The 13,937-nt window shown below is 73.4% G+C and carries 12 protein-coding genes; 4 read left to right on the plus strand and 8 right to left on the minus strand.

The window, feature by feature from the left end:
* Nucleotides 1-61 precede the first annotated feature (61 nt).
* Together PYR72_RS12395 and PYR72_RS12400 are read right to left on the minus strand one after the other, a co-directional pair.
* Nucleotides 62-1,477, minus strand: a complete 1,416-nt coding sequence (locus PYR72_RS12395; protein ID WP_275455386.1) for a hypothetical protein — start codon at nucleotides 1,475-1,477, stop codon at nucleotides 62-64.
* A gap of 144 nt (nucleotides 1,478-1,621) precedes the next feature.
* Nucleotides 1,622-1,897 (minus strand): helix-turn-helix transcriptional regulator, encoded by a 276-nt coding sequence (locus tag PYR72_RS12400; RefSeq protein WP_275455387.1) that lies wholly within the window; start codon nucleotides 1,895-1,897, stop codon nucleotides 1,622-1,624.
* Between the two features lie 73 nt (nucleotides 1,898-1,970).
* On the opposite strand from PYR72_RS12400, the gene map reads away from it, so the two are divergent.
* Nucleotides 1,971-2,738 carry a type I methionyl aminopeptidase gene (map, locus tag PYR72_RS12405; protein WP_275455388.1) on the plus strand — a complete coding sequence of 256 codons (768 nt, stop codon included), beginning with the start codon at nucleotides 1,971-1,973 and terminating at the stop codon, nucleotides 2,736-2,738.
* Between the two features lie 67 nt (nucleotides 2,739-2,805).
* Here the strand turns inward: map and ggt are convergent, their stop codons facing one another.
* Nucleotides 2,806-4,611, minus strand: coding sequence for a gamma-glutamyltransferase (gene ggt / locus PYR72_RS12410; protein ID WP_275455389.1), 1,806 nt, complete (start codon nucleotides 4,609-4,611; stop codon nucleotides 2,806-2,808).
* A gap of 182 nt (nucleotides 4,612-4,793) precedes the next feature.
* Here ggt and PYR72_RS12415 point away from each other — a divergent pair, with 182 nt between their 5' ends.
* Both PYR72_RS12415 and PYR72_RS12420 read left to right on the plus strand, forming a co-directional pair.
* Entirely contained in the window at nucleotides 4,794-5,549 is a 756-nt protein-coding gene (locus PYR72_RS12415) for a hypothetical protein (protein ID WP_275455390.1), read from the plus strand.
* A gap of 151 nt (nucleotides 5,550-5,700) precedes the next feature.
* Nucleotides 5,701-7,299, plus strand: coding sequence for an alpha/beta fold hydrolase (locus PYR72_RS12420; protein ID WP_275455391.1), 1,599 nt, complete (start codon nucleotides 5,701-5,703; stop codon nucleotides 7,297-7,299).
* A 155-nt stretch (nucleotides 7,300-7,454) separates the two neighbouring features.
* Here the strand turns inward: PYR72_RS12420 and PYR72_RS12425 are convergent, their stop codons facing one another.
* The gene (locus tag PYR72_RS12425) at nucleotides 7,455-8,198 is read right to left on the minus strand and encodes an amino acid ABC transporter ATP-binding protein (protein WP_275455392.1); all 744 of its coding nucleotides are present in this window, start codon (nucleotides 8,196-8,198) and stop codon (nucleotides 7,455-7,457) included.
* Between the two features lie 256 nt (nucleotides 8,199-8,454).
* On the minus strand, nucleotides 8,455-8,904 hold the full coding sequence (locus tag PYR72_RS12430; RefSeq protein ID WP_275455393.1) for a DUF6278 family protein: 450 nt from the start codon (nucleotides 8,902-8,904) through the stop codon (nucleotides 8,455-8,457).
* Nucleotides 8,905-9,087: 183 nt separating this feature from the next.
* On the opposite strand from PYR72_RS12430, the gene PYR72_RS12435 reads away from it, so the two are divergent.
* Nucleotides 9,088-10,878, plus strand: coding sequence for an SGNH/GDSL hydrolase family protein (locus tag PYR72_RS12435; protein ID WP_275460393.1), 1,791 nt, complete (start codon nucleotides 9,088-9,090; stop codon nucleotides 10,876-10,878).
* Nucleotides 10,879-10,889: 11 nt separating this feature from the next.
* Here PYR72_RS12435 and PYR72_RS12440 read toward each other — a convergent pair whose 3' ends face one another.
* From PYR72_RS12440 to pcaC, 3 genes are all read right to left on the minus strand, one after another.
* Nucleotides 10,890-11,669, minus strand: coding sequence for an exodeoxyribonuclease III (locus PYR72_RS12440; RefSeq protein WP_275455394.1), 780 nt, complete (start codon nucleotides 11,667-11,669; stop codon nucleotides 10,890-10,892).
* A 70-nt stretch (nucleotides 11,670-11,739) separates the two neighbouring features.
* The gene (locus PYR72_RS12445) at nucleotides 11,740-12,375 is read right to left on the minus strand and encodes an MBL fold metallo-hydrolase (RefSeq protein ID WP_275455395.1); all 636 of its coding nucleotides are present in this window, start codon (nucleotides 12,373-12,375) and stop codon (nucleotides 11,740-11,742) included.
* Between the two features lie 20 nt (nucleotides 12,376-12,395).
* On the minus strand, nucleotides 12,396-13,694 hold the full coding sequence (gene pcaC, locus PYR72_RS12450; RefSeq protein WP_275455396.1) for a 4-carboxymuconolactone decarboxylase: 1,299 nt from the start codon (nucleotides 13,692-13,694) through the stop codon (nucleotides 12,396-12,398).
* Nucleotides 13,695-13,937 lie beyond the last annotated feature (243 nt).

Here is a 13,937-nt window from a genome sequence, read left to right on the forward strand (position 1 = left end):
GGGGCGGCCGGCGCCGCGGGGCGGTGCCGGTGGGCCCGCCGGGGCGGACGCGGCGGGCGGGTCAGCCGAGTCCCTGCACACGCAGGGCGTGCGCCACCTCGCGGTAGCGCTCCTCGGAGACGCGGCGCGCCGCCTCCAGCACGAGGGGCCTGAGCCGTCGCGGACGGGCCTGCGCGGTGCGGGCCGCCTCCTCCGGCGTGCGCACGCGCACATAGACGTCGAGCAGCGCACGTGCCTCCCGCTCGCGCCCCTCGGCGGTGAGGGCGAGCACGGCCTCGCCGATCTCCTCGGCGGGCCGGGCGACGCCCTGCCGGAGCATCTGCTCCCCGTCCGGGGCGCGGCCCACCGCGTGCAGGGCGTCCGCCACCGCGACCAGCCGGTCGGCGGGCAGCGAGCCGGCCTCCCACAGCAGGGTCGCCCAGTCGGCGTCGAGCCCCGCCCGGTGCAGCTCGGCCGCGAGCAGCGGGAAGCGGGCGGCGGGCCATCGCGCGGCCTCCACGAGGAGGGCGTGCGCCTCGCCGCTGCGGCCCTCCCGGCGCAGCCGCACCAGGTGCTCCACGGTGCCGGCGACCTCCCGCCGCGCGTCGTCGTCCAGCGGCTGCCTCGCCCGCGGCGGCGCCGGCGCCTCCCCCTCGGTGCGCTCCGCGACTCCGGCGTACCGGGCGCCCCGGGGGGCGCGGCCCCCGGGGCCGGCGGCCGGTGCGGCGGCGGGCACCTGGGGCCGGTCGTCCTCCGGCGCGGCGGGCGGGCCGTCCTCGGTCTCCACCGCCCCGGCGAAACGGGCGCCCCCGCGCGGGCGCCGCTTGGCCCGCTGCCTGACCGGCGCCGGGGCGGCGGTCTCGGGGGCTCGGGCGGCGCCCGGGTCGGCGTCCGGAACGATGCGAACGGCCTCCTCGGGCACCACGGGGCCGGGGCCCCCGGCGGTGCTCTCCCGGCCGTGTGCCGCGTCCCGCGCGAAGTCGTGCGGGACGCGGCGGTCGGCGTGCTCGATGCGGGTGCGCAGCTCCGTGCAGCGGGCCGTGGCGCGTTCGCGGTCGTCGTGGGCCCAGGCGAGGTCGAGGCGGACGGTGTCGGCCTCGACCCGGGTGGTGGCCGACCGGAGCCGGCGGGTCAGTTCGGCGGCGCGTTCGGCGGCGTAGCGCTGTTCGCGGAGCATGACGTCGAGGCGGTCCCCGAGGGCGTCGCGGCCGCCGGGCCGGGCGTCGTAGGCGGCGAGGGAGGCGCTGTGCAGGGCGCGGGCGCGCTCGGTCTCCTGGGCCGCGGCGGCCGGGCCGTAGGCACTGTCGAGGTCGTGCATGAGCGCTTCGACGACGTCCCAGGGCGGCACCTCCTGGCCGTCCAGGCAGGCGCGCATGCCGTCGGGATCACGCTGCCAGAAGACGGCGCACCAGCCGCCGCCCTGGTCCAGCTTCGCCATCAGCTTGTTCAGGTACTGCGCGAACTCCCGCACCTGCGCCGGGAGCTGATTCACCGTCATCGCATGCTCCCGGGCCGACTGGAGTGCTCCGACCCGATAGAAAACACCAGTTGTGTTACGGGCGGGCTACGCGCAGTTTTCGGGGCGGGCGCGGTTCGCCGTGCGCGGTCGGGCGACGGCTGTGCGTGACGGGCCCGACCGGGCTCAGGCGACGGCCGCCGCCGGTGCGCTCTCGACCGCCGGCGCGCAGCGCGTGACGAGGTCGTCCATGGACAGACCCAGTGCGCGGGCGAGGGCCGCGATCGTGAAGAAGGCGGGGGTGGGGGCCCGGCCGGTCTCGATCTTCCGCAGGGTCTCCGCGGAGAGTCCCGCGTGAGCGGCGATCTCCGCCATGCTCCGGCCGCCGCGGGCCTCGCGCAGCAACCGGCCGAGCCGCTCGCCGCGTTCGCGCTCTTCGGGGGTCAGTGGGGTGCGCACCATGGCCCCATTCTAATACCGGCCGCCACCGAGGGACCGGTATTTTAATTGGGTCGAGAGCGGTATAGTAATTGGCATGGTGGAACTGAAGACGGACGCGTCCATGGACGCGATGTACGAGGCCGGGCAGGTCGTGGGGCGCGCCCTGACGGCGGTCCGGAAGGCCGCCGACGTGGGGGTCTCCCTGCTCGAACTGGACGAGGTGGCGCGCGAGGTGCTGCGGGAGGCGGGGGCCTCGTCACCGTTCCTCGGCTACCGTCCCTCGTTCGCGCCCACGCCGTTCCCCGCCGTCGTCTGCGCCTCCGTGAACGACGCGATCGTGCACGGCATCCCTACGGCGTACCGGCTGCGCGACGGCGACCTGCTCTCCGTCGACTGCGGCGCCGTGCTGGACGGCTGGGCCGGGGACTCGGCGGTCAGCTTCGTGGTGGGCGAGCCGCGCGCGGCCGACCTGCGGCTCGTGGAGACGGCCGAGCGCGCGCTCGCGGCGGGCATCGCGGCGGCCGTCGTCGGCAACCGCATCGGCGACATCGCGCACGCGATCGGCACCGTGTGCCGCTCCGCCGGGTACGGCATCCCGGACGGGTTCGGCGGGCACGGGATCGGGCGCAAGATGCACGAGGACCCGGGCGTGCCGAACGAGGGGCGGGCCGGCCGGGGCATGAGGCTGCGGCACGGGATGGTCCTGGCGATCGAGCCGATGGTCATCGGCGGGGGCGGCGACGGGTTCCACGCGGCGCCGGACGGGTGGACCCTGCTCACGGACGACGGGTCCCGAGCGGCCCACGCGGAACACACGGTGGCCGTCACGGAGGCCGGGCCGCGCGTACTGACGGCCCGCTAGCGGCCGCGCCGCGTGCGCTCGGGCCCGCGGCCACCGAGCGTCGCCCCCCCACCCCCGCCCCCGGCGGCTACTTCGAGGGGTGCACGACCATCGCCGCGCCGCCCCCGCGCCGTACGGTCTCCGCGGCGGCCAGCCACCTGCCGTCCGACAGCCGCTGGACCGCGGTGGCCGCGCCGATCTCCGGGTTCTGCCGGAAACCGTGCCCGAGGGCTTCGAGCTCCGTGCGCAGCGGGCTGTTCCACAGGCCCGGTTCGAGTTCGGTGGTGGTCTGGTTGCGCTGGCTGGCCCGTGGCGCGGCGATCGCGTCGACCAGGGGCAGGCCCCGGTCGAGGAAGCCGGTCAGGGTCTGCAGCACGGTCGTGATGATGGTCGCGCCGCCCGGCGAACCGAGCGCCACCACGGGCCGGTCGTGCCGGTCGAGCACGATCGTCGGCGACATCGACGAGCGGGGCCGCTTGCCCGGCCCCGGCAGGTTCGGGTCGTGCACGGCCGGGTTGGCCGGGGTGAAGGAGAAGTCCGTCAGCTCGTTGTTGAGCAGGAAGCCGCGGCCCGGCACGGTGATGCCGCTGCCGCCCGTCTGCTCGATGGTGAGCGTGTACGAGACGACGTTGCCCCACTTGTCGGCGACCGTGAGGTGGGTGGTGCTGTCCCCCTCGTAGGTCGTCGGCGCGGCGGTGCCGCCGGCCCGGCAGGGCGCCGGGTTCCGCGGATCGCCCGGCGCGACCGGGCTGGTGAGCACCGCGTCGTCCTTGATCAGGCACTCCCGCGAGTCGGCGTACTCCTGCGACAGCAGTTCCTTCGTGGGGACGTCCTCGAACGCGGGGTCGCCGACCCAGCGGCCCCGGTCGGCGAACGCGATACGGCTCGCCTCGATGTAGCGGTGCAGGTACCGGACGTCGCTCACCTTCGACAGGTCGGTCCGCTCCAGGATGTTCAGCGCCTCGGCGACCGTGGTGCCGCCGGAGGAGGAGGGGGCCATGCCGTAGACGCCGAGACCGCGGTACGACGTCTCCGTGGGCGCCTGGCGCTTGGCCCGGTACGCGGCCAGGTCGGCCGTGGTCAGGTCGCCGGGCCGGGCGTTGTACCCCGAAGCCGGGTCCACCGGGGGCTTGTTGACCGTGTCGACGATGTCCTGGGCGAGGTCGCCCCGGTACAGGGCACCGACCCCCTTGCGGCCCAGCAGCGCGTACGTACGGGCCAGATCGGGGTTCTTCAGGGTCGAGCCGACCACCGGCAGCTGCCCGCCGGGGAGGAAGAGGTCGGCGGTGGCCGGAAAGTTACGGAAGCGAGCCTCGTTGGAGGCGGTCTGGGCGCGGAAGGTGGCGTCGACGGTGAACCCGTGGCGGGCCAGCTTCACGGCGGGCTTCAGCAGTTTGGCGAGCGGCTTGCTGCCCCAACTGCTCAGCGCGGTCTGCCAGGTCGCCGGAGTGCCGGGGGTGCCGACGCTCAGCCCGCTGGTGACGGCCTCGGCGAAGGGGATCGCCGTGCCGTTCTCCAGGAAGAGGTCCTTGCCCGCGCTCAGGGGCGCGGTCTCCCGGCCGTCGATGGTGTGCACCGTACGGGAGCGGGCGTCGTAGTAGACGAAGTAGCCGCCCCCGCCGATACCGGCCGAGTAGGGCTCGGTGACGCCGAGCGCGGCGGCCGTGGCGACGGCCGCGTCCACCGCGTTGCCGCCCTTGCGGAGCACCTCGATACCGGCGGCGGAGGCGTCCGGGTCGACGCTGGAGACGGCTCCGCCGTGGCCGACGGCGAGCGGCACCTTCTCGACGGGGTCCGCCGCAGCCGTGGACGGCGGGGCCGCCCCCACCGCGACCACGGCGGACGTTGCCGCCAGTACAGCCAGTTTCCGCGCGACAGGGCGACGCAGACGCATCCGTACCTCCAGTCAAGGACCGTTCGCGCAGACTAACGCGGGTGCCATGAACCCGTCAGCGGCGTCTCGGCCATCCGGCGGTGTCGCGGCACCCCGCGACGACCCGCCGAACCGGGACAGCGGGTCCGGAATCGGACATGGATTCGGACAGGTCTCGGCCGCGCCCGCTACCATGCGCGGCCATGAATGACGACGTGCGCAATATCGTCCTCGGTGTGCTCGCGGCGGGCCTCAGCGCCTCGCTCGGCTGGGCCTTCCGGACGTACCTGTGGAAGAGGAAGCTCCGCCGCAAGCAGACGTTCTTCGGGCTGCCCGACAACTCCGAGTCCCTGCTCGTGGTCAACCGCGACCCGTCCAGCGCGGACCTGGCCGTCCACCGCTACGACGTGTTCGCGCTGCTGGAACTCTCCGCGCTGATCAAGGACTGCGGCGCGCACGCGCAGATGATCACCCAGGACGCGGCCCAGCAGGGCTTCGGCGAACGCACCGAGTTCTGCGTGGGAGGTCCGATCTCGAATCGCCGGATGGCGGCGCACATATCCGCGATGCTGCCCGGCGTCGTCTTCAACAGCGACCCCGAGCCCGGCCCCCACCGGGCCTCGTTCCAGATCGGCAGCGAGCAGTACCGGCTGGACCCCGGCATCACCGAGCACGTCGTCCTGGCCCGGCTCACCACCGGCCAGCCGGACCAGGCCCGCCCGGTCTTCCTCTTCTGCGGACAGCGCGCGATCACCAACCAGGCCGCCACCCGCTACCTCGCCCGCAACCACGAGCGCCTGCACCGCAAGTACGGCACCGGCACGTTCGTCCTGCTGCTGAAGGTCGTCAACTCGCAGGCGTACGGCGCCGATGTCGTCGAACTCGTCGCGGACGTCACCCGCGCGGCCCAGGCCCCGGCGCCGTCCGCACCGGCCCAGATCTCGCACCGGGCCTCCTAGCGCCCTTGGGTGCCGTCGATTCCGTGGATGCCGTCGCACCAGTTGGTCCACCATCGAACGTTACCGTCACGTAACTTACCGAGGAGTTACTTCCGGTAAGGACGTCCGGTTACCGTCGGGTCACTTTGCATTGACACGAGTGAGGCGACCCATGAGACACCAGCACGGCACCACCTCGCGTACGGCCGGGGCGCTGCGGACCAGCGCCGTCGGCGCCGTCTCGGCCACCCTGATCGCCGGCACGGCCCTCGGTCTCGCCCCCGCCGCCCAGGCGGCCTCCGGCCCGACCGCCGCTCCCACCACCCGCTTCGTGGACATCACCGGCGACGGCGGCACGGTCCTCAAGGCCAATGTCGTCGCCCCCGCCGACACCTCGCGCGCGTACCCGCTGCTCGTGCTGCCCACGAGTTGGGGCCTGCCGCAGATCGAGTACCTGGCCCAGGCCCGGAAACTGGCCGACGCCGGTTACGTCGTGGTCAGTTACAACGTCCGCGGCTTCTGGGAGTCCGGCGGATACATAGAGGTCGCGGGTCCACCCGACACGGCCGACGCCTCCAGGGTGATCGACTGGGCCCTCGCCAACACCCCGGCCGACGCCGCGCACATCGGCATGGCGGGGCTGAGTTACGGGGCGGGCATCAGCCTGCTCACCGCCGCGCACGACAAGCGCGTCAAGGCGGTCGCCGCGCTGAGCGGCTGGGCGGACCTGATCGACTCGATCTACGGCGGACGCACCCAGCACCTGCAGGCGTCCGCCCTGCTGGACGGCGCCGGCCGGATCACGGGCCGCCAGAGCCCCGAACTCCAGCAGATCTTCACGAGCTTCTACGCCTCCGACCTGACGAAGGAGGAGGACATGATCGCCTGGGGGAAGAAACGTTCCCCCGAGACCTATCTGGACCAGCTGAACACCCACGGCACGGCCGTCATGCTCGCCAACGCCTGGGGCGACTCGATCTTCCCGCCCAACCAGTACGCCGACTTCTACGAGAAACTCACCGGCCCCAAGCGGCTGGAGCTGCGGCCCGGGGACCACGCCACCACCGAGCTGACCGGCCTGTTCGGGCTGCCCAACGACGTGTGGACGGACACGCGGCGCTGGTTCGACCGCTATCTCAAGGGCGCCGACAACGGCATCGACCGCGAGCAGCCCGTCCGGCTCAAGTCCCGTACGGGCGGCGCCTTCGAGGGCTATCCGGACTGGAAGTCCGTCACCGCCACCCGCGAGAAGATCGCCCTGACGGGCGGCACCACGATCCGCGCGAACGTCGACTCGGGCGCCAACGGCGGGGTCGTCTTCCTGTCCAGCATCCTGGACCAGGTGGCACAACTCCCGCCCGTGGCCTCGATCCCGCTGCTGCCGCGCCGCTGGGCGGCCGTCTGGCAGTCGGAGAAGTACGCGACCGCGCAGGCCGTGCGGGGTACCGCGAAGCTGCACACCACGGTGACCCCGACCAAGGAGAGCGGCACCCTCGTCGCCTACCTCTACGACGTGGGCCCGCTCGGCCTCGGCAAGCTGGTCAGCCACGCGCCGTACACCTTCCACGGCGTGACGCCCGGCAAGCCGTTCGGCGTGGACCTGGAGTTGCTCTCCACGGCCTACGACGTTCCGGCGGGCCACCGTCTCGCCCTGGTCGTCGACACGGTCGACCCGCTCTACATCGAGCACAACCCGACCGGCGCGCAGCTGACCTTCTCCTCGCCGCCGAACGACCCGTCGTACGTGTCGATCCCGCTGCGCGAGCAGTGATCTCCGGCTGCCGCCGGACGGGCCTGGCCCCTGGCCACCGCGTGTCCGGCGGCGGCGCTCCTGTTTCGGCCGGGGTGGCGTCCGCGGCCTCGCTCACCCCAAGTGGATGAACCGCTCATCGTAGTCGAGGACCGCGCCCGGTCGTGTGGCGGTGGTCAGTGCTTGAGGATCTTGGAGAGAAAGTCCTTGGCTCGGTCGCTCTCCGGGCTCGTGAAGAACGCGTCCGGAGTGCGGTCCTCGACGATGCGGCCGTCCGCCATGAAGACGACTCGGTTGGCGGCGGAGCGGGCGAAACCCATCTCGTGGGTGACGACCACCATGGTCATGCCCTCGCGCGCCAACTGCTGCATGACCTCCAGGACTTCGTTGATCATCTCCGGGTCGAGGGCCGAGGTGGGCTCGTCGAACAGGATGACCTTGGGGTCCATGGCGAGGGCGCGGGCGATGGCCACGCGCTGCTGCTGGCCGCCGGAGAGCTGTGCCGGGTACTTGGGCGCCTGGTCGGCGAGGCCGACCCGGTCGAGGAGTTCACGGGAGCGCCGTTCGGCGTCCTCCTTCTTCTTCTTGCGCACCTTGATCTGACCGAGCGACACGTTCTGCAGGACCGTCTTGTGCGCGAAGAGGTTGAACGACTGGAAGACCATGCCGACGTCCGCGCGCAGCGCCGCGAGGGCCTTGCCCTCGTCCGGCAGGGGCTGCCCGTCGAGCAGGATCGTGCCGGAACGGATGGGCTCCAGCCGGTTGATCGCCCGGCACAGCGTGGACTTCCCCGACCCCGACGGGCCGATGACGACGACCACCTCCCCCCGGCCGACGGTGAGATCGATGTCCTGCAGGACATGCAGCTCCCCGAAGTACTTGTTCACGCCGTGCATCTCGATCAGCGGATCGACCGCCATGCCCTGTCCGCCCTACTCGCTCCGGCCGTGCCGTGTGTGCCCTGTCATGTCGTGCGGTGGTGTGTCGTGCCATGCTCCGGCGTGCGGTGCCGTGCCGTGCCGCAGGTGCCGCAAACTATCCGGACGGCCGTGGCCCTCGTCCACGACACGCACGGCCGCGCATTAGCCGTATTGTCGCCGCCCGGCGACGGCACGGGCGGCACCACCGGCGACGGCACGGGTGACGGCACACGGGCGGCAGCGCGGTGCCGGGGTGTCACGACTCCGCGACCTCGGCGTAGAGCTGGGAGAGTTCCGGCGCGCCGCTCGCCGCCCACGCGTGGCCGGCCTCGACCACGTCGATCTCCCGGCCGGACGCCAGGCGCACCACGGGCTGACCGTTCGGCCAGATCTCCCAGCGGGCGCCGGGGACGGTCCGGACGACCACCGTGCCCAGGTAGAGCCCGGCGTCGTTGCCGAGCCAGGCCGCGCGCTCCTCGTCGTCGCGCCAGCGCGGGACGAGCTGGTCGAGGGCTTCCAGCGAGGACGCGGAGTCGTCCAGGCGCACACCCGCCTGCGCGGCCTGGGCACGCAGCAGTTCGCATTCGGCGAGGAGTTCGGCGAGTCCCGCGTGACCGTCGTCGTCACCGTCGCCGCCGGTGAACACCGCGACCCCGAAGGCGGGGCCACGCCTCTTGCGCCAGTTGCCCAGGAAAGAGATGTTCATGGGCTCAGCGTGTCATCCGCCCAGTCCCCGGCACCACAGGCGCGCGGGTCCGCCTGTTCGCCCGGAGTTCGTCCACCGTTCGAGCACGCCTCATTGACGGGCCCCTGACGCCTCTTTAGGTTCATGACACATCTGTCGCCTCGTCACCGTACCGGTGTCGCATCCGCCATCGTCGTCGCCGACATGGTCATCAGCGAACGGGAGGGGTCCCGCGTGCGCCCACGCGTCTGGGGAACGGCCTGCGTACTGGCACTCCTGGCGACGGCCGCGCCGGTCGCCACCGCCCGGGCCTCCGACGCCGGGAAGGAGAGACCGGCGCCCCTGGAACGGCTCTTCGACAACCGGGCGGTCAGCGACGACGCGCGGCCCGCCGAGGCCGACTTCGACGGACACGGGAACTCTCTCTCCGCCACCGACCTGACGGCCGCCGGGTGGACACCGGGGCGCACGCTGACCGTTCAGGGCGCGCGCCTGACCTGGCCGCGCCCCGCGGCGGGCGAGCCCGACAACGTGCGCGCCGCCGGCCAGTCGGTCCGGGTGCGGGGCCGGGGCGACGCCCTCGCCTTCCTCGTCGCCGCCACGGGCGGCACGGAGGCGTCCGGCACCGGGACGGTCCGCTACGCGAACGGCGCCCGTTCCGCGTACCGCCTGGCCTCCCCCGACTGGCGCACCGGCCCGCTCGCCACCAAGGCCGTCGCCCTTCCCCACGTCAACACCCCCGGCGGTCGACTCACCGAGAAGGCACGGCTGTACGTCGTCACCGTGCCGGTCGGGCGGGGCCGCGAGGTCGCCTCGGTGACCCTGCCGCGCAACCCCGACCTGCATGTGTTCGCCCTGTCGGTCCGCCCCGAGTCGCGCGGCTGGACCGGCGGTTGGGCGGCGTCCACCTCCGGCCACACGTCCGTCGGACCCTGGACCGACCGGACGCTGCGGCTCGTCGTCCACACCTCGGCGGGCGGGCCCCGGGTGCGGATCAGGCTCGACAACACCTTCGCCTCGGCGCCCGTACGGGTGGGGAGCGCGACGGTGGCGTTGCGGGCCGAGGGCGCCGCCGCCCGCGGCGCGCCGGTGCCGCTGTCGTTCGGGGGCGCGGCGGGCACCCTGATCCCGGCGGGCGCCCAGGCGTACAGCGACCCGCTGGGCTTCGAGGTGCCCCCGGACACCGACCTCCTGGTGAGCTTCCATCTGCCGGACACGGTGACGGCCGCGCCCGTGCACCGGCTCGCCCAGCAGACGTCGTACGTGAGCGGGCCAGGCGACCACGCGGGCGAGACCTCGGCGGCGGCGTACACCTCGACGGTGACGACCTGGCCGCTGCTGACCGGCGTGGACGTGGGGGGCGGCCCGGGCTCGGTGGTCCTGCTCGGGGACTCGATCACCGACGGCGAGAAGGTGACGGCCGACTCGAACCGACGGTGGCCGGACGTGCTGGCCCGGCGCCTGCTGGACCAGGACGAGGTGCCGCGCTACGGCGTCCTCAACCAGGCCATCTCGGCGAACCGTGTGGTCACCGACCGCTATCCCGGCGACGGCGTCTCCACCGACACGGGCGGCGTGAGCGCCCTGCACCGCCTCGACCGTGACGTCCTCGCCCAGACCTCCGCCCGGACCGTCGTCGTCTTCCAGGGCGTGAACGACGTCCGCTGGGGTACGACGGCGGGCGAGGTCGTCGCCGGGCTGCGGGAGATCGCGGCCCGGGGGCACGAGCGGGGCCTGCGCGTGCTGGCGGCGACGATCGCGCCCTGCGAGGGCGAGGCCCGCTGCACGGCCGCCGCCGACGCCGAGCGGGTCGCGGTGAACGACTGGATCCGGGGCAACGACGACGTCGACGGCGTCCTCGACTTCGACGCGGTGCTCCGCGACCCCGGCCGGCCGGCCCGGCTGCTCCCCGCGTACGACAGCGGGGACCATCTGCACCCGAACGAGACGGGGCTGGCCGCGCTGGCGGAGTCGGTGGACCTCGGACTCCTCTGATGCGCCAGGCTCTAGACCTCCAGGTCCACCACGACCGGGGCGTGGTCGGAGGCCCCCTTGCCCTTGCGCTCCTCACGGTCGACGTACGAGTCGGCCACGGCCTTCGCGAACGCCTCGTTGCCGTACACCAGGTCGATGCGCATGCCCCGGTTCTTGGGGAAGCAGAGCTGGCGGTAGTCCCAGTACGTGAAGGGGTGCTCGTACTTCAGGGGCCGGGGGACGACGTCGGTCAGGCCCGCCTCGCGCAGGGAGGCCAGGGCGGCGCGCTCGGCGGGGGTGACATGGGTGAGGCCCTCGAAGGCGGCGACGTCGTACACGTCGTCGTCCGTCGGCGCCACGTTGTAGTCGCCCATGACGGCGAAGGGGCGGCTGCCGGCCGCGTCACCGGCGACGGCGGCCTTCAGCGCCTCGAACCACTGGAGCTTGTACGCGTAGTGCGGGTGGTCGACCTCGCGGCCGTTCGGCACGTACACCGACCAGACGCGCACCGGGCCGCAGGTGGCGGAGATCGCGCGGGGCTCCACCGAGCCGTCGTAGCCGGGGTCGCCGGGCAGGCCCTTGACCACGTCCTCGATGCCGACGCGGGAGATCACCGCCACGCCGTTCCACCGGCCCGTGGCGTGCACCGCCGCCTCGTAGCCCGCCTCCCGCAGCGCGTCGAGCGGGAAGCCGTCCTCGGCGATCTTGGCCTCCTGGAGGCAGAGCACGTCCGTGCCGCTGCTCTCCAGCCAGGCCAGGAGCCTCGGGAGGCGGGCGGTGATCGAGTTCACGTTCCAGGTCGCGATGCGCATGCCCCACAACCTACCCGGCGGGTACGACAACGCCGGTCCAGCCCGGTCGCGGGCGGGACCGGCGCCCCGGTCAGACGTCCGCCGAGGCGCCGGGGGCGAGGCGCAGGTGCTCCGCGCCGCCCAGGGAGCCGATCTGGCGGTCGTAGATGGGGCGGGCGAGGTCGGTCAGGAGGGCGTCGTGGATGTCGTACGCCCGGTGCGGCTTCACCTCGCGGACGTAGTCGATCACCTCGGAGATCTTGCTCCAGGGGGCCATGACGGGCAGCATCAGCGTCTCGACGGCGTGGCCGGGGACGGTGAGGGCGTCGCCGGGGTGGAAGACACGGCCGGCGTCGACGAGGTAGCCGACGTTGGTGATGCGCGGGATGTCCGGGTGGATCACGGCGTGCAGTTCGCCGTGGACCTGGACGTCGAAGCCCGCGGCGGTGAACGTGTCGCCGTGGCCGACGGTGTGCACCCGGCCCGGGAACGCGGCGGAGATCTTCTCGGCGACGGAGCGCAGGGTCCAGATCTCGGCGGCCGGGTTGCCCTCCAGGGCCGCCCGCAGCCGTCCCTCGTCGAAGTGGTCGGGGTGCTCGTGCGTGACCAGGACGGCGTCGGCGCCGGCCGCGGCGTCCTCCTCGCTGAACCCGCCCGGGTCGATGACGAGCGTGCGTCCGTCCTTCTCCAGACGGACGCAGGCGTGCGACTTCTTCGTGAGCTTCATGGGTCCATCCTGCCCCCGGGTCACTCCTCGGGGGTGGTCTCCTCGCGGATGACCTGCTGGGCCACCCGGAACGCGCTGTTCGCGGCCGGTACCCCGCAGTAGACGGCGGCCTGGAGGAGGACTTCCTTGATCTCGTCCGGGGTCAGGCCGTTGCGCAGGGCGGCGCGGGTGTGGAAGGCGAGTTCGTCCAGGTGTCCGCCGGCGACGAGCGCGGTCAGCGTGACGCAGCTGCGGGAGCGGCGGTCGAGGCCGGGCCGGTCCCAGATCTCGCCCCAGGCGTAGCGGGTGATGAACTCCTGGAAGTCGCCGGAGAACTCGTCCGCCGTGGACAGCGCCCGGTCGACGTGCGCGTCCCCGAGCACCTCGCGGCGGACCTTGAGCCCCGCGTCGTAGGGGTCCGGTCTGCCCAGTGCCTCGGGCTGGGCGGCGGCCGGGGCGATCTCGGCGACCGGTCCCGCCTGCGGCGGCACGACGGCCAGAGCCGGCTTGACCGGGGTCGCGGGGATGGCGATCTGGCCGGTGGTGGAGTCGTAGGCGGGCTGCCAGGCCGTGGAGAAGTGCCGGACGAGGAGGTCGGTGACGGCGGCGGGCTGCTCGACCGGGACGAGGTGCGAGGCGCCGGGGACGACGGCGAGCCGGGCGTCCGGGATGCCCGCGACGAGCGTACGGGCCTCGGCGGGGCCGGTGACCTGGTCGTCGGAGCCGACGAGGACGAGGGTGGGGACGCCGATGCGGCCGAGTTCGGCGCGCACGTCGAACGAGGCGAGCGCCTCGCAGGCGGCGATGTAGCAGCCGGGGTCGGTGGTGCGGACCATCTGCACCGCCCACTCGGTGATCGCGGGCTGCGCCGCCGCGAACCCGCCGGTGAACCAGCGGTCCGGGGACGTCCGGGCGATCGGGTCCAGGCCGTTCGTACGGACGATCACACCGCGCTGGCGGAACTCGTCGGCCGTGCCGAAGCGGGGCGAGGCGGCGATCAGCGCGAGCGAGGCGATGCGCTCGGGATGACGGAGCGCCAGCTCGGCCCCGATGGCACCGCCGAGCGCGCACCCCGCGTAACCGAAACGCTGAACGCCGACGGCGTCGAGCGTGGCCAGCAGCCGGGCCGCCAGCTCGGTGACCGAACCGCCGGGGTAGGCGGGGGCACCGCCGTGACCGGGCAGGTCGAAGCGGAAAATCCGCCACTGCTTGGTCAGTTCGGGGATCTGACGGTCCCACATGTGCCAGGTCGTGCCGAGCGAGGGCCCGAGGATCAGGACCGGGGCGTCGTCCGGCCCGTCGAACCGGTACTGGAGGGCGGGGGTCTGCGTCTCACTCACCGCTCCACGCTAACGTCCCCCGCCCGGTGCTCGGCCCCGGGCCCCCGAATCGGCCCGGGCGGCTCCCGAACATCAGCGGGCAACTCTCACATCGTCTTCACCTGAGCGCAGGTCACCGGGCGGGCGCGCGGCGCGGGCGGCGCGCCGGGCCAGGGCGTCGAACAAACGTCCCCGCGTGTCGCAGGGCGCGTGTCCCGCGGTGCGCGCCGCCGTCCCGTCACTGCCCCGCTACTGCCCGGGGAG

The sequence above is a fragment of the Streptomyces sp. VNUA24 genome, from assembly GCF_029167005.1.
Classification (GTDB): domain Bacteria; phylum Actinomycetota; class Actinomycetes; order Streptomycetales; family Streptomycetaceae; genus Streptomyces; species Streptomyces scabiei.